Genomic DNA, 24701 nt, shown 5'->3' on the forward strand with positions numbered 1-24701 from the left:
TTCGCTAATGGCAGAGGTGGTTGTCCGGGATCTGGTGAAGACCTATCCCGGCGGTACGACGCGCGCCACCGACCAGGTGTCGCTCGAGGTCGCGGACGGCGAGTTCATGGTGCTGCTGGGGCCGTCCGGCTGCGGCAAGACGACCTTGTTGCGCATGATCGCCGGGTTGGAGCTCCCAGACTCCGGGCAGATCGTGATCGGCGGCAAGGACGTCACCTATCTCGAGCCACGGCGGCGCAACCTGTCGATGGTGTTCCAGTCCTACGCCGTGTTCCCCAACAAGAAGGTCGCCGACAACATCGGCTTCGGCCTCCAGGTACACGGCGTGGCCGCCGACGAGATCAGCCGTAAGGTCGCTTGGGCCGCGGATCTGCTGCAGCTGACGCCGTACCTGGACAGGTACCCGGCGCGGCTGTCGGGCGGGCAACGCCAGCGTGTCGCCGTGGCGCGGGCGATCGTGATGGACGCCGACGTGCTGCTCATGGACGAGCCGCTGTCCAACCTGGATGCGCTGCTGCGGCTGTCGTTCCGCGCCGATCTGAAGAAGCTCGTCGCCGAGCTCGGCACCACCACGATCTACGTCACCCACGACCAGGTCGAGGCGCTGTCGCTGGGCAACCGCGTCGCCGTGATGCGCGCCGGGGCGATCGCCCAATGTGGCCCGCCCACGGAGGTCTACGACGGCCCCGCGACGGAGTTCGTCGGTGGCTTCCTCGGCAACCCGCCGATGAACTTTCTCACCGGCGAAGTCGCGGCGGGAGACGCCGGGCCACGCATCGAGCTGGGTGGGCAGTCACTCGCCGTGCCTCAGGCGCTGTCGTCGTTCGAGGGCGGGACGCTCCGGCTCGGTATCCGCCCCGAGGCCATTGCGGTGGGCAGCGGGCCCGTAGACGACGCGGTCCGCGGCGAACTCCAAGTGCTCGAACCGCTCGGCTCGTCGACCCTGCTGACCACCGATGTCAGTGGGCAGACCGTGAAAGTTCAAGCGGCGCCGGGCTTCCGCGCCGACGAGGGCGGCACGCTGACATTGCACATGCCACCAGAGGCATGCCGCTGGTACGACCCGGAAACCGGATTGCTGCTGGAGGCTCGATGAGACACAATCGCGCAGCGCTCATCGCGCCGACGGGGTGCGGGAACCCCCGCAAGACACAGGAGGTCAGGTGATCACCGCCGCGGGCGACCGCGATATCCACTTCCAGCCCGCCCGCCTTGTCGCCAAGGCCACGCTGGTCCTGCGCGACAACGACACGGGCACGTTGGTCACCGCCGCACCCAAGCTCTACCCGCACATGTGGAGCTGGGATGCCGCGTTCATCTCGATCGGACTGGCATATCTCGACGTGAGCCGCGCTGTCACGGAGTTGAGCACACTGTTGGACGCGCAGTGGGGCGACGGGATGATCCCGCACATCGTGTTCACCGACGACAGCAACTACTTCCCCGGCCCGGACCGTTGGCGAACCGATTCCGCGCCGCAGGCACCGGCCGACGTTCGCACGTCGGGGATTTGCCAGCCGCCGGTGCACGCGATCGCACTGCGGCGGATCGTCGAGATCGCGCGCAAGACTTCGCAGGCCGACGCGGAGCTGGCCGAGCGGTTCGCCGAGCGCGCGTGGCCCGCACTGTATCGCTGGCACCGGTGGATCGCGCGGCACCGCATGCCCGACGCGAGCGGCCTGGTGGCGATCGTGCACGGGTGGGAGTCCGGAATGGACAACTCGCCACGCTGGGACGAGCCCTACGCGGCCGTTGTTCCGGGCCCGGATCTGCCGCCGTACGTGCGGCTCGACCTGCAGCAGGTGAACGACGTGGGCGAGCGTCCCAGCAGCGACGAGTACGACCGCTACCTGTGGCTCATCGAGCAGATGAGGCGCGTGAACTACCAGCCCGACGAAGTCGTGCGCACGTCGAGCTTCCTGGTCGGTGACGTGTTCACCACGGCGGTATTCGCGTTGGCCAGCGACGCGCTCGCCGGAGTCGGCGCGGACCTCGGATGCGATCCCGGGCAGATCGGCGAACTCCGAACCTGGGCGGCGCGGGCGCGGGATGCGGTCGCCGACAGCGTCGACCCCGAGACCGGCATGGCCCGCGACCGCGACATCAGGCGCGGTCGGTGGCTCACCACCGAGTCGATCGCCGGGTTCGCGCCGCTGCTGTGCGGCGGCCTGCCCGGCGACGTCGAGAAGCAACTCATGTCGACCTTGGACGGAACGAACTGGTCAGGCAACCCGCATCTGCTCGCCGCAGTGCCACCGTCGATTTCGCCGTCGTCGCCGGACTTCGACTCGCGCTGCTACTGGCGTGGTCCGCAGTGGCCGGTAATCATGTGGCTATTCGGATGGGCGTTCGAGCAGCGCGACTGGCCGCGGCACGCAAGCGAATTCCGTGCCCAGGGTGTGCATCTGGTGTCGGACGGCTCGTTCGGCGAGTACTACGAACCGTTCACGGGCGAGCCGCTGGGCAGCACGAACCAGTCGTGGACGGCCGCGGTGGTGCTCGACTGGCTGTGCGGCGTGTGGTAAGGACGGCGGCGGCCGCTGGTACTTGCCTTTCGAGCAGACTGCTGGAGCGCCGCGTCACCGATAGGATCGGTGTATGCCACGCATCGCCACCGCGGACAAGGTAGAGCGGCCCGCGCTACTCGAGTTTCTGCGCCCTCGGCACCAGGGCGTGCTGGTCACCACTCGATCCGACGGACGTCCGCAGATTTCGCCCGTAACCTGCGGGGTCGACCCGGACGGGCGCATTGTGGTGTCGACCTATCCTGGCCGCGCCAAGACCCGCAACATCCGCCGCGACCCGCAGGTGTCGATATGCGTGATCTCCGACGACTGGAATGGCCCCTACGTCCAAGTCGACGGGCGCGCCGAAGTTTTGGACATGCCACAGGCACTGGACGGTCTCGTAGAGTACTTCCGCAGCATTTCCGGTGAGCACCCGGACTGGAACGAGTACCGCGAAGCGATGGCCCAGCAGAACAAGTCGCTGATCCGCATCCATATCGATCGGTGGGGACCGATCGCCGCCGGCGGATTCCCACCCCAACTCGCGCAGTCCTGACCCGACCACCAGCATCGGCTCGTCGATCCGTGTATACGCGGCCGCAACTCGACATCTCGGGATATCAATCAGAATTATTCGACATTTCGGGCAGTATCAGCCATAAATAGTCGAGTTGTTGCGCGGCTTTCATGCATACGTCCGTCAGAATCCCAGCACAGTGCCGATACGCAGTCGCTACCTCGCAGTTGTCCTGCGCCGCGCGGAACTGAATAATGCTCGATCGCCGACGCGCAATAGCGGAGACCAGCGGTATGCTACCAGATCACTCACTGCCCCACTTGCGAATACATCACGGGTGACCGCCCTGTGACGTCACCTTCCGGAAATTGACAAATACTTGTCTAGCTTCCGTGGTCATGTAGGCGAACACTGAGGGTTGTGAGTGATTGACCAAAGCCGTTCATCCACCCGACCAGAAGGATGCAAGATGTCTACCAAAGCAATCAAAATCGCCGCCGCGACAGCAATGACCTTGTCTCTGGGCACGGTCGCAGCTCCTATGGCTTCGGCACACACGACGCCATCCGTTGTGTCGCCATCGAACTCAGCCACTCCCGTCGGGGGATCAGTCGTGTTGTGTTTCCCCCTCGGCAGTGTTGCCTTCTGCATCTGAGGTCACCGGCGATAATTCCGCACTACCGACCCGACCTCGACAATATGGGCAATGTAGTGACGAAGGGCGCCATCAACGCCAAATGAGGTCTGTGCGGGGAGGGCCCAGCCTAACCCACACAGCCTCGCGTCATAATCGAACTGTGGTCAGAAGATCTCCGGCCAGAGTATTCCGATCAGGAACCAGTGGACGAGAGGCAATCGCCCGATCGGAGTGGCTTGCGCCAGAAGGGCTTCAAGCAAGTCCCTTCGTATGTCACCACGACGACACCACTCGCCGACCGCGAGCGTCGAAGATGCGTGTGGCCGCTCCGTCGCCCTACGGATGCGAAAGATCTGCGGTGTTTTCCTTTTCGGAACAACACCCGGTGTCGGGTGATGTTCTCGTCAAGCGCCTCCGACCTATGCGGACGTGCGCCCAGGCGCCAACGCGCCACAAACTCCCCGGGATCGAATCACGCGGCGACCGTGCTACATCGAGCCAGCACGGCCCGCTCGAATGTCGCCGCACCATGCCCTCGACCGACAACGATCAGTGCAAGCGAGTCACCTGAGCAGCACCGGCGGAGTTCCGGTGCGGTATCGGCGTTCACCTTGAGATAATCCGTGACGTCGGCGCCGAGATGGCCCGACATTGGTGACAGTCGACCTGAGGTAGGGCATGTGAGACGCAGCGGTACAAGGATTCTCGATGTAGCGGGTAGCCGTCGGATGGCGGTGGCGATGCTGGCAACGATCACCGGGTTCTATTACCTGTTCGTCGCGGTCACCAACTGCATGGACACCGACACCAACCGGCACGGCGTTGCCGCCGTACTGTCGATGAGATCGACGATCCACAACGCCGGAACGGACTGGCGGGCAATCACCAGCGGCAGCGTCGCCCTTGTCGCCTACATCCTCGTCGTGATCTGGGAGTTTTTGATCGCCTTCGTGCTGCTTGCCGCCGCGGCTGTCTGGGCCCGCGTACTGACAGGTCGCCCGCGCCGGCTTCGAGCCGGGGTGGACGTGGCTGTGAAGCTGTCAAGTCTGGGCTGGACCATGGCGATGCTGCTGTTCGCGGGCGGGTTCCTCACGGTCGCGGGTGAATGGTTCCGAATGTGGGCGAACAAGGAGGTGAACGCGTCGTCGGCCGCGCTGCAGAACTTCCTGATCGCCGCCGTCGGCCTGATCCTCGTGCACCTGCCGGAGTCGATCGGGCCACAACAGGCAACGTCATCGCGGCAATCGTCTCGACGGTGAGTCGAACTCGCGGCAGGCCGGTCGAGAGAGCGCACTCTACTCACCGCCACCGCGAGCCACCGACACGGCGGGCGCGCATCCGGCCCGGAGAACACTCCGTCTCGACCTCGAGAATGCGGTGGCATTGGCGATCGTGCCGGGTCGCGGCCGTTTCCGGTCGACGATCAAACGGGAGGCCGCGCCTGCGCATCAGGGGAATCGATGCCCTTGGGGCGGTCTTGCGACAAGCGGTCGACGAGTTCGAGTCCCCTTCGAGCCCAGTCGATTTCGGCTTGACTGCGCGCGATCATTCCTTCGTAGGTGTATGCCTTGTAGGCGATGATTCGTGCGTGCTCATGATCGGGGTAATTGCCGAGGCGGCGGACGATCACGGGATCGGTTCCGTCTCGGATGCCGTCGCGGACGTCGGTGAGCAGTTGGACATGGGTCATGTAGTACTCGATGTGGCGGCGCAGGATCTCCCGCGCATGCTCGGGTTCGGCCCATTCGAAGTACGCCGCCTGCATATGGTGCACATCGCGCTCGGGGGGATGGCCGAGCGGAGTATTCATCCACTGACGGAACGCGCCGATGCCGTCCTCGGTGATCCGGTACTGCGTCTTGGTGCTGCGTGGCCCCCACCGGACCTGCTCGGCTTCGACCAAGCCTTCCTTGTACATGCGGCGCAGTTCCGGGTAGATGTGGGAATCGGGGGCGTGCCAGACCTGTCCCACCGATCCGCCGAACCGCTTCGCGGCGTCGTAGCCGGTGAGCGGACCAGCGGTCAGCAAGGCCAATAGAGCGTAACGAAGGCTCATGTCTCCTCAACGACCAGTCCGTCCTTGCCAACCACTATATCGGTAGCTAGTGTGTGTCCCACATCACCAGATAACTATCAGCGTAGATATTGACTCGAGTGCTCTGGTGACTACTTCCGAGGACATTGCATGACCGATCTGCAAGCCGGCGACGTAACCGCCAAGCACATGGCCCTTCCTCCGGACATGGGGTACACCACCGCCACCACAGTCGGTGCCCACTTCGTCGACGTCGACGAAGTGGGACGCCGTACCACTGCCCGCGCTTCCACTCCGCGGGGCGGCACACCCGGACGCTCGCGCCCGAGACGACAACCCGCCGCCCATGGTCGCTTCTCCTCCCGTCGAGCGAACTCGCGGTTTTGTGCCGGTTCGTGGCAGCACCGGCAAGTAGTCCGTGAGCGGACGCGGACGGTCGCGGCAAGTTCCCCATGCCGAACTCCGATCGCCTGGGTGGTTCACCGCGGACGCGACAGGTATTTTTCCGGCGGCGTCAGGCCTTAATTGGGATACGCCAAGGAACGAACTCATGAATTACCGCAGGCTCGTCGCGATTGATGGGCACCCGAATTTTCGCCCTGCGCGCAACGCCGCCGAAGCCGAGAATGGATAATCGGATGTCTCCGCAGCCCGAGGAAGAGGACGTGCACCTATCAGTGCAACTCGGTGATGTGCTCCTCCACTTCACGGCTTGCGTCACCGCAGCTCTGTTGTTCATACAAGATTGCCGCGCCCAACGGTATCCGAAACATGTCGCAGTCACCTCGGGAGACATCGGTAATTATCCGCGTTTGCCCAATGAACGCCTGTATCTGGCGCGCTGAACAGCAATGTCAGCCGAATAAATCGACCGACCAAACAGTCGTTTCCAGCGATATTCAAACCTTGGCATCGTCGCTTTCGCGGCGACTGTTCGGACTAGCCACCACGCAGTTGATCCTCCTCCGGGTCAACAAAATAGAGGGACCTGTTAGGTAGGAACGATATGGTCATTCATACATTGCTGGCAGGAGGCCTGGTGTTGGCTGGACTGCACAATGTAGCTGTCTTCCGTGCAGTACGCGGATACGACAGGTCTCCCGAGAGGATGCGCCGTCCGGCCCATGTGGCGATGTCCAGCGGCCGCGCCAGGCCGGCCGACACTGCGCATACGAAGCCGGTCCTGCTCGGGGGTCACTCTGGAATGCCCCGTTCAACAGAAACCGGCGCCCAGCGCTCTGTCCATCCCAGACAGGATGCTCGTTCGATACGCAACCGGAATTCACCGAATAATTTCCCGGTAGAAAGTGACCATGCGGTGCGGATCGAGCCGACCGGTACCGCGAGTTTGGCGACTCGATTGGCTCCCACCGCTCTGACCCCGCTTCGGTGGACGCTGACCGCGCTTACTGTCGCGGGCAAGTTCAGCCCGATCACCACAAGGCGGATATTCGCAGTCACCAGCTGCGCCGACGGCTACGCTGCACCGTTCGCTCCGCCACGTGGAACCGAACGAATACCTGTCACAGTCGACGAACGGTTCCGTGGTGAATGGCTGTGGCGCGATCACAGCCTCGAGAAAATACGTGAAGCGGGGTCGGCGATCCTGTACATCCACGGCGGCGCATTCATTACCTGCGGCCTCAATACTCACCGCAGACTCGCCGCCAAAATCGGCCGATCCGCCAACATGCCGGTACTCAATATCGCCTACCGACAACTGCCCCACGCACACATCACTGACACAGTCGACGACTGCGTCAGTGCCTATCGCTACCTACTCGACGAAGGCTTTCCCGCGCACAGAATCATTCTGGCAGGCGACTCGGTGGGCGGCGGACTCACGTTCCTGACAGCTATGAGGGCCTACCGGCACGGCCTGCCGATGCCCGCGGGAATCGTCGCGCTGTCACCATTCGGCGACCTCGAAAACACCCACCGCCGCACCCACCCCAACGCTGGGCGCGACGCCTATATACCTACCGAGGCTCTCGGCGTCATCGCGCGCTGGGGATTCCGGCGCGACAACACGCTCGACCCGAGCTGGTCACCGATCAACGGCGACTTCACCAACCTGCCACCGGTATTGATCCAGGTCGGCTCCACCGAGATTCTCCTGTCGGACGCCGAGCGGCTCGCGCAACGTTGTGCTGAAGCAAAGGTCCGGTGCACCCTACAAATCTGGGACCGCGCGCCACATGCGTTCCAAGCCGCCTGGGACCTGCTCCCCGAAGCTCGCACCGCCATCAACTCCATCGCCACCTTCGCGAGCCGACAAGCCCACGACAACGTGGCCTCCGGAAGCACTGGATCAACGGTCGGAAGTGTTTGTGATGGCCAGCCCTTGGCAAGCTGACCGGATCAGCCAGGATGCTGTCCGACCTCATCGGCCGTACCCCTTACCGAAGTCGATGACCCCGATCAGGCCGCGTTCCGCACCTCCGGCCACCGGCGGGCTGGGCTGGCTACAAGGGCCGAAGCAGCGGCCAACGTGTCTCTATCAACATGCCGTCAACGACAAACTGATCGACATATCCGACGATCCGTCGAACCACTCGATCGGGTGCGTGACCTCTGACGCGCGAACTATTCGCTCGAAGGGTTGACCGTCGTGGTGAACGTGGACGTGTGAAGGTAGGTGTAGGGAACGCCATTGCTGGTGCCGCCCGCAGTGGTGACCGTGACGGCGACGATGCCTGTCCCGGCAGGCACTGTGGCCCTGATCCGGGTGTCGGAGATGACGGTGAACGATGTCGCCGCCGTCGTGCCGAAACGCACCGCGGTCGCACCGGTGAATCTCGTGCCGGCGAGGGTGATCGTGTTGCCGCCGAAGGTAGGCCCGAGGTCCGGGATGAGCTCGACGAGCGTCGGTGCTGGAATATAGGTGTAGAGGACGCCGTTGCTGGTGCCGCCCGCGGTGGTGACGGTGACCGCGACCGATCCGTCGGTCCCGGCGGGGACGACGGCACTGACCTGGGTTTCGGAGATCACCGTGAAGGTGGCGGGGGTGGCGCCGAACCTCACGGCGCTCGCGCCGGTGAACCCCGTGCCGGTGAGCGTGACGGTGGTGCCGCCCGCGACCGGACCCGAGTTCGGGGAAACCGAGGTGAGCGTGGGTACGGCCGCGTAGGTGTAGACGACACCGTTGCTGGTACCGCCCGTCGTGGTGATCGTGACCGCGACCGGTCCCGCGGTGCCTGCGGGCGCCATGGCACTGATCTGGGAAGCCGAGACCAATGTGAACGAGACAGCCGCCGTCGCACCGAAGCGCACGGCTGTGGTTCCGGTGAGATTGGTGCCGGTGAGGGTGAGGGTGAGGGTGGTGCCGCCGGTGGTCGAACCCGAGTTCGGGGCCACCGAGGTAAGCGTGGGTACGGCCGCGTAGGTGTAGACGACGCCGTTGCTGGTGCCGCCCGTCGTGGTGGCGGTGACTGTGACTGCTCCGGTGGTCCTGGCGGGGACCACGGCGGTGATCCGGGTGTCGGAGACCACGGTGTAGGAGGCGGCGGGTGTCGCGCCGAAGTGGACGGCGGTCGCGCCGGTGAATCCGGTGCCGTCGATGGTGACGGTGTTGCCGCCGGTGGTCGGTCCCGAGTTCGGAATCACCGCGGCGATTGTCGGCGCCGGGACGTAGGTGTAGGAGACGCCGTTGCTGGCGCCGCCGGTTGCGGTGACTGTGATGGTTGCCGTCCCTGCGGCCCCGGCGGGTACCACGGCGCTGATCTGGGCATCCGAGACCACGGCGAAGGAAGCCGCGTTCGCGCCGAAAGTGACCGAGATCACATCGACAAATCCCGTGCCGGTCAGGGTAACGGTGTTGCCGCCTGTGGTGGGACCCGCGTTCGGGACCACCGAGGCGAGCGTCGGTGGCGGGACGTTGGCGTAGAGGACCGGGTTGCTCGTGCCGCCGGCGGTGGTGACGGTGACGCCGACCGTCCCGCTTCCCGGAGGAGTGGTGGCGCTGATCTCGCTGTCGGAGACGACCGTGAACGCCGCGGCCAGCGCACCGAAACGCAGTGTGGTCGCGCTGGTGAAATTCGTGCCGGTCAGGATGACGGTGTTGCCACCGGCCTCCGGGCCGGAGTCCGGGGCGACCGAGATCAGTGTGGGTGCCGCAACATAGGTGTAGGAGACGGCGTTGGTGGTGCCACCCGGGGTCGTGACGGTGACCGCGGCAGTGCCGGTCCCGGCAGGAGCGACCGCGCTGATCTCGGTATCGGACACCACCGTGAAGGAAACCGCCGCTGCGCCACCAAAATCAACCGCACTGGCCCCGGTGAATCCGGCGCCGGACAGGCTGACGGTGTTGCCACCGGTCTCCGGACCGGAATCGGGATCGACGGAGGCGAGGGTCGGTGCCGGGACGAAGGTGTAGAGGGCAGCGTCACTGGCTCCACCGACGGTTTTGACGGTCACCGCGGTCGTACCGGTACCCGAGGGAGCAATCGCCCGTATCTCGGTATCCGACACCACCGTGAAGGAAACCGCCGCTGTCCCACCGAAATCAACCGCACTGGCCCCGGTGAACCCCGCGCCGGTCAGGACGACGGAATTACCACCGGTCTCCGGACCGGAATCGGGAACCACCGAGGCCAGCGTCGGCGCCGGAATGTAGAGGTAGGTCACCGGATTGCTGACCCCACCCGCCGAAGTGACCGTGGCATTCACCGACCCGATCCCCGCGGGCACAATCGCACTGATCTCGATATCAGAGGCCACGGTGTACGACACCGCTGTGCTCGCACCGAAATTCACCGAGGTAGTCCTGGCGAATCCCGTGCCGGTGAGGGTGACGGTGTTGCCACCGGTCTCCGGGCCAGAGTCCGGGACGACGGAAGCGAGGGTCGGCGCCGGAACGTAGGTGTAGGAGACGGCATTGCTGGTACCACCGGTGGTGGTGACGGTGACCGCGGTTGCGCCGGTCCCGGCGGGTGCGACCGCGCTGATCTCGGTATCGGAGCCCACCGTGAAGGAAACCGCCGCTGTCCCATCGAAATCCACCGCACTGGCCCCGGTGAATCCGGTGCCGGACAGGGTGACGGTGTTGCCACCGTTTTCCGGACCGGAGTCAGGATTGACGGAGTCGAGGGTCGGCGCCGGAATGTAGGTGTAGAGGGCACCGTCGCTGGCACCACCGATAGTGGTGACGGTGATCGCGGCCGTGTCGGTACCCGCGGGGGCAACCACGCTGATCTCGGTATCCGACACCACGGTGAACAAGATCGCCGGAGTCGAACCGAAGTTCACAGCAGTCGCACTGGTGAAGTTCGTGCCGGTGAGGGTGACGGTGTTGCCACCGGTCTCCGGCCCGGAGCCGAGAACGATCGTGGCGACGGTCGGCGCCGGAACATAGGTATAGGGCACGCCGTTGCCGACGCCACCCGCCGTGGTGACGGTGACATTCACCGAACCCGTCCCCGCGGGCACAACCGCACTGATCTCGGTATCCGACACCACAGCGAACGACACCGCCGCGCTCGCACCGAAATTCACCGCGGTGGCGCTGGAGAATCCCGTGCCGGTGAGGATGACCGTGTTGCCACCGGCCTCCGGACCAGAGCCGGGGACCACCGTGGTGAGGGTCGGTGCGGGGACGTAAGTGTAAGTCGCCGGGTTGCTGTCGCCACCCACGGCCGTGACCGTGACCGCGGCTGTCCCGTTCCCCGCAGGAGCGACCGCAGTAATCACGCCATCCGACACCACCGCGAAAGACGTGGCCGGTGTCGCCCCGAATTCCACAGCCGTTGCCCCGGTGAATCCGGTGCCGATCACGCTGACAGTGTTGCCACCGGCCTCCGGACCAGAGCCGGGGACCACCGAGGTAATGGTCGGCGCCGGGACGAAGGTATAGAGGACACCATCGCTGGTACCACCGATGGTCGTCACGGTCACCGCGGCCGTATCAGTACCCGCCGGAGAAACCGCCCTCATCTCGGTATCCGACACCACCGTGAACGACGCCGCCGGAGTCGAACCGAAGTTCACACCAGTCGCACCGGTGAAGTTCGTGCCGGTGAGGGTCACCGTATTGCCACCGGACTCGGGCCCGGAGCCGGGAACGATCGTGGCGACGGTGGGTGCCGGAACGTAGGTGTAGGCCAACGGGTTGCTGACGCCACCCGCCGTAGTGACGGTGACATTCACCGAACCCGTCCCCGCGGGCACAACCGCACTGATCTCGGTATCCGACACGACAGCGAACGAGACCGCCGTTCGCGCACCGAAATTCACCGCCGTCGCGCTGATGAACCCCACGCCGGTCAGGATGACGGTGTTACCGCCCGTCTGCGGACCGGAATCGGGGACCACCGTGGTGAGGGTCGATGCGGGGACATAGGTGTAGGAGACGCCGTTGCTGGTGCCACCCGGGGTGGTGATGGTGACGGCGACCGTGCCGGTCCCGGCGGGCGTGACGGCTCTGATCTCGGTGTCGGAGACCACCGTGAAGGACATGGCCGCTGTCCCATCGAAATCTACGGCACTGGCCCCGGTGAATCCGGTGCCCGTCAGCGTGACGGTGTTGCCGCCGGAGGTGGGACCCTGGTTCGGGGCCACCGAGGTAAGGGCTGGCCCTCCGAGGTAGTTATACGGCACCTCGTTGCTGACGCCGAACTGATTGGTGACGGCGACCGGCACCGTCGCGGTCCCGGCGGGGACGACGGCGGTGATCTGGGTATCGGAGTCGACGGTGAACGAGGTCGCCGCGGTGGCGCCGAAATCCACCGCGAGGGTCCCGGTGAAGTTCTCGCCTTGGAGTACGACCGTGTTGCCGCCGGCTTCGGGGCCCAGGTCGGAGACCACTGCCCGGAGGGCTGGGGCACCACCGTAGGTGTAGAGGACTTCGTTACTGGTACCGGTGGGCGAGACAACGGTGACCGGCACCGTACCGGTCCCGGCCGGGACGACGGCGCTGATCTGAGTGCCGGAGTCGACAGTGAACGAGGTCGCCGCGGTGACGCCGAAGACAACCGAGGTGACACCGATGAGGTTGGCGCCGGTCAGAATCACGGTGTTGCCACCCTCGACGGGACCCGCGTTCGGAACGACCGAATCGAGGGTCGGGACAAGAACGTAGGCGTAGGAGACGCCGTTGCTGCTGCCACCGATGGTGGTGGCAGTGACGTCGACCGTCCCAGTGCCCGCGGGAGCGACGGCGGTGATCTCGATGTCCGAAACCACGGTGAAGGAGGTCGCCGGGGTGGCGCCGAAAGCGACCGCGGTCGTACCCGTGAGGTTGGTGCCGGTGAGGCTGACGGTGTCGCCGCCGGTTTCCGGACCGGAGCCGGGGACGATCGCCGCGAGTACCGGTGCCGGGACGTAGGTGTAGGAGACGCCGTTGCTGGTGCCACCCGGGGTGGTGAGGGTGACCGCGATTGTGCCGGTCCCCGCGGGGGCGACCGCGGTGATCTCGGTGTCGGAGACCACGGTGAAGGAGGTAGCGGGTGTCGCGCCGAAAAGGACGGCGGTAGTACGGGTGAGATTGGTGCCGGTGAGAGTGACGGTATTGCCACCGGTCTCCGGCCCGGAGTCGGGGGCGATCGTGTCAAGTGTCGGGGCCGGCGTGAAGCCGTAGAGCACGCCGTTGCTGCGGCCACCGGTGGTGGTGACGGTGATGGCGGCTATCCCGGTGCGCGCTGGGGCAACGGCGGTGATCTGGGTGTCGGAGACCACGGTGAACGACGTCGCCGGTGTCGCGCCGAAACGGACGGCGACGGTCCTGGTGAGGTTGGTGCCGGTGAGGGTGACGGTGTTGCCACCGGCCTCCGGCCCGAAGCGGGGTGCGACCGTGGCAAGTGTCGGGGCCGGCGTGAAGCCGTAGGGCACACCGTTGCTGATACCACCGGGCGAGGAGACGGTGACATTCACCGTGCCGGTACGCGCCGGAGCGACAGCCGTGATCTGCGTATCGGAGACCACGGTGAACGCAGTAGCGAGCGTCGCACCGAAACGGACTGCGGTAGCTCGGGTGAAATTCGTACCGGTAAGCGTGATCGTATTGCCACCGGTCTCCGGCCCGAAACGGGGAGCGACCGCGGTCAGCGCCGGAGCCGGCGTGAAGCCGTACGGAACACCGTTGCTGATACCACCCGGCGAGGACACGGTGACATTCACCGTGCCGGTACGCGCCGGAGCGACAGCCGTGATCTGCGTATCGGAGACTACGGTGAACGCAGTAGCGAGCGTCGCACCGAAACGAACTGCGGTAGCCCGGGTGAAATTCGTACCGGTAAGCGTGACCGTATTGCCACCGGTGACCGGCCCGAAACGGGGAGCGACCGCGGTCAGCGCCGGAGCCGGCGTGAAGCCGTAGAGAACACCATTGCTGATACCACCCCGCGTGGTGACGGTGATCGCCGCCGTGCCGGTGCGCGCGGGAGCGACGGCCGTGATCTGCGTATCGGAGACCACGGTGAACGACGTGGCGGGCGTGACACCGAAGCGGACAGCCGTAGTTCCGGTGAAGTTGGTACCGGTCAGGGTGACCGTATTGCCGCCGGTCTCCGGCCCGAAGCGGGGAACCGCGCTGGTGATCGCCGGCCGCGGCACATAGGCGTAGACCACCCGGTCGCTGGTGCCACCGGCGGTCGTGACGGTGGCATTCACCGAACCCGACCCGGCAGGCACGACCGCTGTGATCTGAGAATCAGAGACCACGGTGAACGCGACCGCCGGGTTCGCACCGAAGTCCACCGCGGTCGCGTCGGTGAATCCGCTGCCGGTGAGGATGACCGTGTTGCCACCGGTTTCGGGTCCTGAGTCTGGGAGCACTGTGGTGACTGTCGGGGCCGGGGCGTAGGCATAGCGGACGCCGTTGCTGGTCCCGCCCGGGGTGGTGATCGTGACGTCGACCGTGCCGGTACCGGCTGGCACTACCGCGCTGATCTCGGTATCGGACACCACCGCGAAGGAAATCGCCACCATCGGACCGAAATCCACCGCATGCGCCCCAGTGAATCCGCCGCCGGTCAAGGTAACCGTGTTGCCGCCGGTTTCCGGACCAGCGCCAGGATCGATGGAGGCGAGGGTCGGCGCCGGGACGAACTTGTAGAGGGCACCATCACTGGCACCACCGACGGTCTCGACGGTCACTGCGGCGGTACCGGTCCCCGCGGGAGCAACCGCCGTGATCTCGCTATCCGACACCACCGTGAACGAAGGCGCCGGAGCCTGACCGAAGATCACAGTAGTGGCGGTGGCCAACCCCGAGCCGGTGATAGTGACAGGATTGCCACCGGTCTCCGGGCCGGCATCGGAAACCACCGCCGCGAGCGCCGGCGCCGGAACATAGCTGTAAACCACCGGATTACTGGCCCCACCCGCCGTGGTGACGGTGACATCCACCGAACCCGTCCCCGCGGGCGCGACCGCGGTGATCTGGGAATCGGAGGCCACCGTGAACGAAACAGCCGTGCTCGCAGCGAAATTCACTGCGGTAGTGCCAGTGAACCCTGTTCCGGTCAGGATGACCGTGTTGCCGCCCGTCTCCGGGCCGGAGTCCGGGACTACCGAAGCCAGCGTCGGCGCCGGAACGTAGGTGTAGGCGACGCCGTTGCTGTCACCGCCCGTTGCGGTGACCGTGACAGTGACGGTACCGGTCCCAGCAGGCACGACCGCGCTGATCTCGGCATCCGAAACCACCGAGAACGATGTCGCGGACGTCCCGTCGAAGTGCACGGCGGTGGCGCCGGTGAGGTCGGCGCCGCGCAGCGTGACGGTGTTGCCACCGATCTCCGGACCGGAGCCGGAGACCACCGAAGTGAGCGTCGGCGCCGGGAGATAGGTGTAGGTCACCGGGTTGCTGAGGCCACCAGCGGTGGTAACGGTGACGTCGGCCGAACCGGCTCGCGTGGGTACGACGGCGGTGATCGTGGTGTCGGAGACGACGGTGAAGGAGATCGCCGGTGTCCCGTTGAACGACACGGCGGTGGCACCGGTGAGATTCGTGCCGGTCAGGGTGACGGTGTTGCCACCGGTCTCCGGACCGGAGCCAGGGACGATCGAGACGAGCGTCGGCGCCGGGACGTAGGTGTAAGCCACCGGGCTGCTGGTGCCACCCGCGGTGACAACGGTGACATCGACGATGCCGGTGCCCGCAGGCACCAAGACGCTGATCTGGGTATCCGAGACCACGGTGAAAGCGATCACGGTGTTCACGCCGAAACGGACGGCGCTGGCGCCGGCGAGTTTGGTGCCGGTCAGGACGACGGTGTTGCCGCCGGTCTCCGGACCAGAGCTCGGGACAACCGAGCCGAGAACGGGTGCGGGGACATAGGTGTATGTCACCGGGTTGCTGGTGCCACCTGTCGCGGTGACGGTGACGTCCCGTCTGCCCGTCCCTGCGGGAGCCACGGCATTGATCTCGGTGTCGGACACCACGGTGAACGAGGTCGCCGGGATCGCGCCGAAACGGACGGCGCTGGTGCCGGTGAACCCGGTGCCTTTGAGGATAACGGTGTTCCCGCCGGTCTCGGGCCCGGAATTCGGGGTTGTCGAGATCAATGTCGGTGCGGCGACATAGGTGTAGACCACCGCGTTACTAGTGCCGCCCACGGTGGTGACCGTGACGACGACGGGTCCTGTGGTCCCGGCGGGCGCCACGGCGGTGATCGTGGTGTCGGAGACGACGGTGAAGGAGATCGCCGGTGTCCCGTTGAACGACACGGCGGTGGCGCCGGTGAGATTCGTGCCGGTCAGGGTGACGGTGTTGCCACCGGTCTCCGGACCGGAGCCAGGGACGATCGAGACGAGCGTCGGCGCCGGGACGTAGGTGTAAGCCACCGGGCTGCTGGTGCCACCCGCGGTGACAACGGTGACATCGACGATGCCGGTGCCCGCAGGCACCAAGGCACTGATCTGGGTATCCGAGACCACGGTGAAAGCGATCACGGTGTTCACGCCGAAACGGACGGCGCTGGCGCCGGTGAGGTTGGTCCCGGTCAGGACGACGGTGTTGCCGCCCCGCCCCGGACCGGAGCTCGGGAACGCCGAATTGAGTGTCGGCGCTGGGACATAGGTGTAGGAGACGGGGTTGCTGGCGCCACCGGAAGTGGTGACGGAGACCGCGACTGTTCCGGCGCCCGCGGCAGCGACCGCAGTGATCTCCGTGCCCGAAACGACGGTGAACGACGCAGCAGGTGTGGCACCGAAGTGCACCGCGGTCACACCAGCCAGGTCGGTGCCGAAGAGGGTGACGGTGTTGCCACCAGTCTCCGGACCGGAGTCCGGGACGACCGAGGTGAGGGTCGGTGCCGGGATGTAGGTGTAGGGCACCGGGTTGCTGGTGCCGCCGGTCGCGGTGACGGTGACGTCGGCTGTGCCGATGCCGGCCGGTGCTATGGCGGTGATCTGGGTATCGGAGTTGACGGTAAACGAAATCGCCGCTGTAGGACCGAATTCGACCGCGGTGACTTCGGTGAATCCGGTGCCGGTGAGGATGACGGTATTGCCGCCGGTCTCCGGACCGGAGTTCGGGTCGACGGAGCCGAGTACGGGTGCCGGGATATAGGTGTAGGTCACTGGGTTGCTGGTGCCACCCACAGTCGTGACGGTGACCGCGGCTGTTCCGGTGCCTGCGGGGGCGACCGCGGTGATCTCGGTGCTCGACCCCACCGTGAAGGAGACCGCCGGGGTCGCGCCGAAGCGGACGGCGGTGGCGCCGGTGAATCCGGTGCCCTGGATGATGACGGTGTTCCCGCCGGTCTCGGGCCCAGAGTTCGGGTTGGCCGAGATCACTGTCGGTGCGGCGACATAGGTGTAGACGACCGCGTTACTGATGCCGCCGTCGGCGGCGACCGTGACGGCGGCGGGTCCAAGGCTCCTGGCGGGCACCACCGCGGTGATCTTTGTGCCCGATACGACGGTAAATGAGCTCGCCGGCGTCGCATCGAAAGACACGGTGGTGACGCCGGTGAGGTTGGTGCCGGTCAGGATGACGGTGTTACCACCGGTCTGTGGACCGAAGTTCGGGACAACCGAGCTGAGTGTCGGTGCCGGGATATAGGTGTAGGGCACCGAGTTGCTGGTGCCGATCGGGTTGGTGACGGTGACCGCCACCGTGCCGGCGCCCGCGGGGACTACGGCGGCGATCTCGGTTGCGGAGAGCACCGTGAAAGAGATCGCCGCAGTCGCACCGAATTTCACGGCTGTCGCACCGCCGAATCCCGCACCGGTGAGCACAACGGTGTTGCCGCCCCCCGCCGAGCCGGAATTCGGGCTGACCGAGGTCAGTGTCGGCGCGGTCAGATAGGTGTAGTTCACCGCGTTGCTGGTACCGCCCGCGGTAGTGACGGTAACCGGCACCGTACCCGTCCCGGGGGGAGCGATCGCGGTGATCCGCGTGGGGGAATCCATGGTGAAGGTGGTCGCGGTCGAACCGAACCGCACTGTGGTAGGACCGGTGAACCCGGAGCCGGTGATCACCACCCTATTGAACCCAGACGGTGGCGCCGAACTCGGCGAAAGCGACGTGATAGTAGGACGGAACGGAACATAGATGTAAGGCAGCGGGTTGCTCGTGCCCACCGGGGAGGTGACAGTTACCGGAACTATGCCGGACCCCGGCGGAACCACCGCCGTGATCTGGGTGTCCGACACGATCGTGAACGAAGTCGCCGCAGCACCACCAAAATTCACCCCGGTCGCGCTGGACAGACCCGAACCGGTGACAGTAACCCTGATCCCGGTCGGGCCTTGAGAGGGACTGATCGAGCTCGAGGAAGGAACCGGCACATAGGTGTAAGGCAGTGGATTGCTCGTGCCGTCCAGCAGTGCGGTGACAGTGACTGGCACCGTACCGGTTCCGGCGGGGGCGATGGCCGTGATCCGATTATCGGAATCGATGGTGAATGTGGTTGCCACCCCGCCGAAACGGACAGTCAATGGACCGACACCACTGAACCCGGTTCCGGAGACCACCACACTATTGCCCCCCGAAGCTGGCCCCGAAGCCGGCGAAAGCGACGTGATAGTAAGCACGGGGCTCCCCTCCCACAGTGACGCAAGATCAAAGTTCTCTGCATCGGTGCCGAGTTCGTTGCGGCACAGCTCTATCCAGTAACCCTCGAGCTACTACCACTTGGCAATGGAATCCCCGCTCCGTTTTAGTCCGTTTTCGACCGACCCCGATCCGGACCGACTGTCGAGTCGAACGGCAAACCCCGAGAAGACCGCAGCCCACCCACACGCCGCAGCAGCGGTTCGAGCACATCACGTTGCACTGCGCAGCGGGAGATATGTCGCGCAACGCGAACAACTCGCGCCACATCGCCCGCAGCTATTCGAGGCGTTCCCGGCCGCGCTTGCCGATGGTGGCCAGTCTTTTGGCCACAAGCCGATTTCGGCACGACCGGGTTTATATGGTAGGCCGCCGGTGCCTGTCCGCCCAGGAGTCGACCCCGGTCTCTGCAGGAAGACCGGGGCCGACTTCTCGATCGTGCTCCCCAACATGATGAGGGCGGCACCGACGTTACATCATCCTGACCAGCATCGACGAGATCCCGAGGGGTGCATGTCGCGCGCTCGTTCGAATCGGTTGCCGCGCCCCCGCCGGACAGCGGGGGCGGGATCTGCCCGAAGCTCGGAGTTTCAGCGAAGGAAGTCAGTGCGGCGTGGTCAGCGACGTTGCTCACGCAACGCCGTCACAGGCGGGTGGCGGCGGCCTCACTCGGCGTAGCCACTCTGGCCTTGGTGATTTCCGCGATGTACATGTTCGGTCAGCCCGCACCGGCAGTCGGTCGGTCGGCGCCGCCAGGCTGGGCCTGGAGTACATCACTGGCGAGGAATTCGGTGCGGTGCTCTTCGCGATCCAGCAGACCACGACCGTCGCCGTTCGTGGTCTGTCGCCAGATCGGGCTGTCGACGAAGTGGTTGTCGAATCGCTCCTGGGTGTCGAGGATTTCAAGTGGGCTCGCCAGGCCTTTGCGGATGCGATCGCCCAGCCGGAAGTAGTCGAAACGTTCGATACCTGGAGTGAAGATCACCAGGACGTCCGCCGATGAGGCTGCGGGAGCTGCCCACGCGTGCGTCATGTTCGGCGGTATCAGCAAGAAGTCGCCCGCGCCGACCTCGTGGATCTCGTCCCCGGCGAGCACACGCAGCTGGCCGTCGAGCATGTAGAACAGTTCGGCGGAGGTCGAATGATAGTGCGGTGGAGGGCCATCCGCGCCTTTTGGCAGAAAGGCTCGGTTCGCGCTGAGCTTTCCGTTGGTCATGTCGTGATCGGCGTAGAGCCGCACCCCCATGGTGTCCAGTGTCTCGGCATCGTCGTGCCGGACAAGCAGAGCTTTGTCGTCATTGTTCGAGATGGTCATCGCTACTCCTGACGCGTATCCCCGGAACCGCTCCGGGCACAGCCATAGAGAGTGCTGAGGCGTCCGGTGTGACATCGCAGCCGCCGACACAGCCGCGTTCAGCCGGCTCTCCACTTGAATCTGTGTGTTCCAGACCCCACGCGCTCGACCCAGCCGTCGCCGAGCCGGATGTCTCCGGCCGCCCCGGGTGGAATCGTCACGTCCAGTTCGACCAGCTCACCGACAACCCGCCAGCGGCTGCGGGCGACCCCGAAAGGAGTGGTGATCGACGCCGCCGCATGGGTGATGCCGCCGCCGACGAGCGGCTGGACCCGGACGACGCGATAACCGGGCTCGGCGGGAGCAATCCCCGCAATCCCTTCGCTCAGCCATTGCGCCACTGCGCCGAACGCGTAATGGTGGTTGCGCGCGACGACCACGAACGGATCGAGATGCACGTGCACCGGGTGGCGGAATTCCCTGATCAGACGCGCGCGCAACAGCACCACCGGCCATCTCGCGCTGGTGCGCGTCGCGGATGCCGGGGACAGCATGGCGGTCATCGGATGCCTGTGAGCTTGTCCGGGTTGGTAATCGAGTAGACGCTGGTGATCCGGTCACCCTCCGAAGCGAGATCCACCACAACCACGGCGAGCGGGCTGCTGCCGGTGAACACCAGCACGCACGGATCGTCACCGGCCCGGCGGTAGTGGATATCCACTCCCTGAGGCAGAGTCTCGGCCACCGACATGAACAGCGCGGCGACCGCGGCGCGGCCATGGACCGGCCGCAGGCTGGTAGCCGGGCCCTTACCGCCGCCGTCAGTCCACAACGTCACCTCCGGTGCCAGCACCTCCAGCAGCGCCGGTAGGTCACCACCTAGCGCCGCCGCGGCGAACCGCTCGGTGACCTGGGCATGGACGCCCGGCTCGGCCCGCTGCCGCGGACGACACGCATGCACATGCCGCCGGGCGCGTGTGGCCAGCTGACGCACGGCCGCCGGGGAGCGGTTCAGAATCAGCGCGACCTCTGGATGACCGAACCCGAATACGTCGTGCAGCACGAATGCCGCACGTTCGAGCGGCGACAGCGTCTCCAGTACTACGAGCAGTGCCATCGACAACGACTCCGCACGCTCGACGCCCCCGCTCACGTCATCATCGCTCGCCACCAACGGCTCTGGGAGCCACTGACCGACGTAGGTCTCCCGGCGACGGCTCAGTTCGGCACGCCGGGCCAACGCCGTGTTCGCCGCGACCCGAACCAGGTAAGCGCGGGCGTTCTCGACGGGCTCGGCATCGGCGCTCCGATGCCGAGCCGCCCACGCCAGCCACACCTCCTGCAGAACGTCCTCAGTGTCGGCAACACTGCCGAGCATGGTGTAGACCACAGAGAACAGCAGCTCGCGAAAACCGATAAACCGCTCCGTAATCGCATCGTCGGCGGCATCCCGCGGCATCGACGTCATAGTGAACCTCCTCAGCCGTCTCCTTTATGTTCGCTACCGAAGAGCCCCACTGCCCTCACGATGTGACACAGCCGTAGCGACTGTGATCCACGACACCGATTGTCGGCGGTCGTAGTCGCCGCCGAGGAACTCTCGCTAGACCTGGCTGTGGTGGAAGTGAGTGTCGACCTCGCGCTCGCAATGAGCTCGACACGATTGGCCGCTCCGGTGCGGCACGGAGGCTGGGCCCGCAAATTCCTCAGCCTTGTCGTCACAGAGTGTCAGGGCTTCCACTTGCAGATGCAATGCTGGTCATAGTGATTGGGCCCTTCGTGGCCAACTTATCCGGGTGGGCGGCCGTCATTGGTTGGGCTCGGGAAGGCAAAACGTGTGGAGCGATTACTGTTACTCGAGGTCGGGTGCGGGCGTCATCCGAGTCAAAAATTCCATCAGTTCTGATTCATGGTGATCGTGTGCCCACTGGAACAGCTGGCCGAGCTTCGCCCGCAGCTGGTCGTCCAGGTCGGTCAGTGTGCACACGCAACTTGTCTCCACGCTGCCGCCCTCGTCGAGATCGCGACCGCGGTCGTCCACCGCGAACACCTCGACGTGCCGTGCGTCGGGCGTAGGCGGTATGGGGACGAGCTTGACGAAGTAACTTCCTTCCCAGAAGTAGAAGTCGGCTTCCTCGCCGTTGCGGGCATTCCCGAGTGCGGCGCGTAGAGAACCCAGGAACGACAGCGGGCTGTCGAACCAGCCGCGCTGGGGAAAGTCGTAGCCGTCGATGGTGATCCAAACTCTGCCGTTGAGGTAGAGCTGGGGGCTGCGGGAGTCGACCCTCAGGTCTTCTATCGGGATGTTCAGTTCGAACATGAGCCTCATTCTCGGTCACTCCGGCGGCTTTCTCTTCACCGAGAATCAGGTCAGCGGCGTCACCCCCTTGCCGGCCAGTGCCTCGGCCAGCCGATGGGAATCACCTTGCTCGATCGCCCGCCGCACCGAATCCATCGCACGCCGACTACTGCAACTGAGGACTGCCCTGGACCGTCCGCACTTCCAAACCTCAGCACTGGCAACAACCATGCGCGAACGCATCAGCTGCTCACCCATCCGAACTCGACCGGCCCTGCCCAGCGGCGGGGGCGAGCGGTGATGGTCGGACTCCTGCACCCCGGCCAGATGGGCGCCGCGATCGCCGCCAGCCTCGTCAGAGGTGGGCACCCCGTACGGTGGTATCCGAAAGGACGCGGTGCCGCCACCCACCAGGGTGCACACGAGGCCGACCTCAACCCAGCGGAGGACCTCGCCGCGTTACTCGCCGAAGCCCACGTGGTGCTGTCGATCTGTCCAGCCACCGCAGCCGAGGAAGTCGCCGAACCGCCGGTGGAACTCCGTTGCAAATCGACCATGATCGCTAGTGCGGTTGGTACTGACGTGCCGATTTCACACTGATTTTCGGTCGGCATGCAACGACACAGCCCCGCCTGCTCGGTGTACTCGAGCGGGCGGGGCGGAAACCGGGCTGCTTACGCTGTGGCCTTGCGCTGGAAAGACGCTCGGGCCCAGAAATATCCGATGACTGCGATGCCGACGCACCAAGCCACGGCGATGATGCCGTTATTGCCGATGTGGCTGCCCATCAGCAGTCCCCGCACGGTTTCGGTGATCGGTGTGAACGGCTGGTACTCGGCGAACTGGCGGACTCCGGTCGGCATGGAATCCGTCGGCACGAATCCGCTGCCGAGGAAGGGCAGCATGATGATGGGGGTCGGCGCGTTGCTCGCGGACTCGGGGTTGCTCGAAGACGCGCCGAATCCGACGGCCAGCCAGATCAACGCGAACGACATCACAGCCAGCAGGCCGAGGACGGCGAGCCACTCGACCGCGTTGGCGGTCGGTCGGAATCCCACGGCAAACGCCACTCCGATCATGCACCCCACCCCGAGCATCGCCTGGATCAGCGAGCCGACGACGTGGCCGGTGAGCATCGACGTCTGGGAGATCGCCATGGTGCGGAACCGGTTGACGATGCCCTTGGTCAGGTCGGTTGCGACGCCGACCGCTGTGGACGCCACCATCCACGCCGGGATCATGAGCAGCATTCCCGGGGCGAGGTAGTTGATGTACTTGCCGCCGTGTCCGCCGCCGACGCCTGCGTTGAGCGCGTGGCCGAAGAAGTAGTTGAAAATCAGCAGCAAGAGGATCGGCATGATGATGATCGAGAAGACCATCGCCGGATAGCGCCGGGCGTGCAACAGATTCCGCCGCAGCATCGTGAGCGAGTCGTTCGAGGTGTAGGCCAGGGTCGTCATCGCAGTGCCGCTTCCGTTTCTTTGCCGGTGGTGTGACCGGTGAGTGCGAGAAAGACGTCGTCGAGGTCGGGGGTGTGCACCGAGAGGCCGTCGACAGGGATCCGGGCGTGGTCGAGCCGGTCGAGCACGGCGCGTAGTGAGCCGATGCCGCCGTCGCTGGGGACCTGCAGGGTCAGGTCGTGGCCGTTGCGCAGCGCGCCATTCAGGGTGTTCGCGGCCGCAGCGAGGCTGTCCATGTCCGCGAACTGCAGGCGGATGTAGCCGCCGGGCACCAGGCGCTTGAGCTGGTCCGGGGTGCCCTCGGCGACAATTCGGCCGTGGTCGAGCACCGCGATCCGATCGGCGAGTTCGTCGGACTCTTCCAGGTATTGGGTGGTGAGGAAGACCGTCATGCCCTCGGCGACCAAGCCGCGGATGATGTCCCACACGGCGCGGCGGCTGCGGGGGTCCAGGCCGGTGGTCGGCTCGTCGAGGAAGATGATGCTCGGCTCGCCGAGGAGAGTCATCGCCAGGTCGAGCCGCCTGGTCATGCCGCCGGAGAAGGTTTGCGCCATCTTGCCGCGCGCGTCGACGAGGTCGAGTTTCTCCAGCAGTTCGCCTGCGCGACGCTTGCTCTCGCGCCGGTCCAGGTGGTGCAGGTCGCCCATCAGCAGGAGGTTCTCCTCGGCAGTCATGAGCTCGTCGACCGCCGAGAACTGGCCGGTGACGCCGATCGTGGCGCGCACGGCTTCCGGCTCGCGCGTCACGTCGTAACCGGCCACGTGCAGTTCGCCGTCGTCGGCGGGGATAAGGGTCGACAGGATCTGCACGGTGGTGGTCTTGCCGGCACCGTTCGGGCCGAGCAGCGAGAAGATGCTTCCCGCCGCGATGGTGAGATCGATGCCGTCGAGAACCGTCTTGTCGCCGTATGATTTTCGCAGGCCGCGGACGTCGATCGCGGTGGTGGACATAGCTGTTC

General features: G+C 65.5%; 14 protein-coding genes. 6 read left to right on the forward strand and 8 right to left on the reverse strand.

What is annotated here, in order from left to right; all coding sequences use genetic code 11:
* The first annotated feature begins 7 nt into the window (after nucleotides 1-7).
* From OH799_RS10085 to OH799_RS10100, 4 genes are all read left to right on the forward strand, one after another.
* Nucleotides 8-1096: an ABC transporter ATP-binding protein gene (locus OH799_RS10085; RefSeq protein WP_406278346.1), complete on the forward strand. Its 1089-nt coding sequence runs from the start codon at nucleotides 8-10 to the stop codon at nucleotides 1094-1096.
* 67 nt (nucleotides 1097-1163) lie between these two features.
* Nucleotides 1164-2525, forward strand: a complete 1362-nt coding sequence (locus OH799_RS10090) for an MGH1-like glycoside hydrolase domain-containing protein (protein WP_406278349.1) — start codon at nucleotides 1164-1166, stop codon at nucleotides 2523-2525.
* Nucleotides 2526-2598: 73 nt separating this feature from the next.
* Complete coding sequence (locus OH799_RS10095) at nucleotides 2599-3063, forward strand: PPOX class F420-dependent oxidoreductase (protein ID WP_406278352.1); 465 nt, start codon at nucleotides 2599-2601, stop codon at nucleotides 3061-3063.
* Between the two features lie 1278 nt (nucleotides 3064-4341).
* Entirely contained in the window at nucleotides 4342-4920 is a 579-nt protein-coding gene (locus OH799_RS10100; RefSeq protein ID WP_406278355.1) for a DUF2165 domain-containing protein, read from the forward strand.
* A gap of 164 nt (nucleotides 4921-5084) precedes the next feature.
* Here the strand turns inward: OH799_RS10100 and OH799_RS10105 are convergent, their stop codons facing one another.
* Complete coding sequence (locus OH799_RS10105) at nucleotides 5085-5717, reverse strand: PadR family transcriptional regulator (protein WP_406278358.1); 633 nt, start codon at nucleotides 5715-5717, stop codon at nucleotides 5085-5087.
* A 1297-nt stretch (nucleotides 5718-7014) separates the two neighbouring features.
* Here OH799_RS10105 and OH799_RS10110 point away from each other — a divergent pair.
* A complete protein-coding gene (locus OH799_RS10110) occupies nucleotides 7015-8052 on the forward strand; it encodes an alpha/beta hydrolase (protein WP_406278361.1) in 1038 nt (345 codons plus the stop codon).
* Nucleotides 8053-8282: 230 nt separating this feature from the next.
* On the opposite strand, the gene OH799_RS10115 is transcribed toward OH799_RS10110, so the two are convergent.
* The 5 genes from OH799_RS10115 to OH799_RS10135 form a co-directional block, all read right to left on the reverse strand.
* Nucleotides 8283-18671, reverse strand: coding sequence for an IPT/TIG domain-containing protein (locus OH799_RS10115; protein WP_406278364.1), 10389 nt, complete (start codon nucleotides 18669-18671; stop codon nucleotides 8283-8285).
* A 737-nt stretch (nucleotides 18672-19408) separates the two neighbouring features.
* Nucleotides 19409-20005, reverse strand: a complete 597-nt coding sequence (locus tag OH799_RS10120) for a cupin domain-containing protein (protein WP_406278367.1) — start codon at nucleotides 20003-20005, stop codon at nucleotides 19409-19411.
* 98 nt (nucleotides 20006-20103) lie between these two features.
* Nucleotides 20104-20547, reverse strand: coding sequence for an alpha-L-rhamnosidase C-terminal domain-containing protein (locus OH799_RS10125; protein ID WP_406278370.1), 444 nt, complete (start codon nucleotides 20545-20547; stop codon nucleotides 20104-20106).
* A complete protein-coding gene (locus OH799_RS10130; protein WP_406278373.1) occupies nucleotides 20544-21452 on the reverse strand; it encodes a sigma-70 family RNA polymerase sigma factor in 909 nt (302 codons plus the stop codon). The genes OH799_RS10125 and OH799_RS10130 overlap by 4 nt, the downstream gene beginning before the upstream one ends.
* 384 nt (nucleotides 21453-21836) lie before the next feature.
* Nucleotides 21837-22304, reverse strand: a complete 468-nt coding sequence (locus OH799_RS10135; RefSeq protein ID WP_406278376.1) for a hypothetical protein — start codon at nucleotides 22302-22304, stop codon at nucleotides 21837-21839.
* Between the two features lie 279 nt (nucleotides 22305-22583).
* On the opposite strand from OH799_RS10135, the gene OH799_RS10140 reads away from it, so the two are divergent.
* Complete coding sequence (locus tag OH799_RS10140; protein ID WP_406278379.1) at nucleotides 22584-22883, forward strand: NAD(P)-binding domain-containing protein; 300 nt, start codon at nucleotides 22584-22586, stop codon at nucleotides 22881-22883.
* 74 nt (nucleotides 22884-22957) lie between these two features.
* Here the strand turns inward: OH799_RS10140 and OH799_RS10145 are convergent, their stop codons facing one another.
* Both OH799_RS10145 and OH799_RS10150 read right to left on the reverse strand, forming a co-directional pair.
* Complete coding sequence (locus tag OH799_RS10145) at nucleotides 22958-23743, reverse strand: ABC transporter permease (RefSeq protein ID WP_406278382.1); 786 nt, start codon at nucleotides 23741-23743, stop codon at nucleotides 22958-22960.
* A complete protein-coding gene (locus tag OH799_RS10150; protein WP_406278385.1) occupies nucleotides 23740-24693 on the reverse strand; it encodes an ATP-binding cassette domain-containing protein in 954 nt (317 codons plus the stop codon). Before OH799_RS10150 ends, OH799_RS10145 begins: the two co-directional genes overlap by 4 nt.
* Nucleotides 24694-24701 lie beyond the last annotated feature (8 nt).

This window comes from Nocardia sp. NBC_00881 (assembly GCF_045207455.1).
Taxonomy (GTDB): Bacteria; Actinomycetota; Actinomycetes; order Mycobacteriales; family Mycobacteriaceae; genus Nocardia.

Bases quoted from the DNA above. Each gene is read 5' to 3' on its own strand.
- OH799_RS10140 (WP_406278379.1), top strand. From the start codon at position 22,584: ATGGTCGGACTCCTGCACCCCGGCCAGATGGGCGCCGCGATCGCCGCC.
- OH799_RS10120 (WP_406278367.1), bottom strand. From the start codon at position 20,005: ATGACCATCTCGAACAATGACGACAAAGCTCTGCTTGTCCGGCACGAC.
- OH799_RS10125 (WP_406278370.1), bottom strand. From the start codon at position 20,547: ATGACCGCCATGCTGTCCCCGGCATCCGCGACGCGCACCAGCGCGAGA.
- OH799_RS10095 (WP_406278352.1), top strand. From the start codon at position 2,599: ATGCCACGCATCGCCACCGCGGACAAGGTAGAGCGGCCCGCGCTACTC.
- OH799_RS10150 (WP_406278385.1), bottom strand. From the start codon at position 24,693: ATGTCCACCACCGCGATCGACGTCCGCGGCCTGCGAAAATCATACGGC.
- OH799_RS10145 (WP_406278382.1), bottom strand. From the start codon at position 23,743: ATGACGACCCTGGCCTACACCTCGAACGACTCGCTCACGATGCTGCGG.
- OH799_RS10135 (WP_406278376.1), bottom strand. From the start codon at position 22,304: ATGTTCGAACTGAACATCCCGATAGAAGACCTGAGGGTCGACTCCCGC.
- OH799_RS10105 (WP_406278358.1), bottom strand. From the start codon at position 5,717: ATGAGCCTTCGTTACGCTCTATTGGCCTTGCTGACCGCTGGTCCGCTC.
- OH799_RS10085 (WP_406278346.1), top strand. From the start codon at position 8: ATGGCAGAGGTGGTTGTCCGGGATCTGGTGAAGACCTATCCCGGCGGT.
- OH799_RS10130 (WP_406278373.1), bottom strand. From the start codon at position 21,452: ATGACGTCGATGCCGCGGGATGCCGCCGACGATGCGATTACGGAGCGG.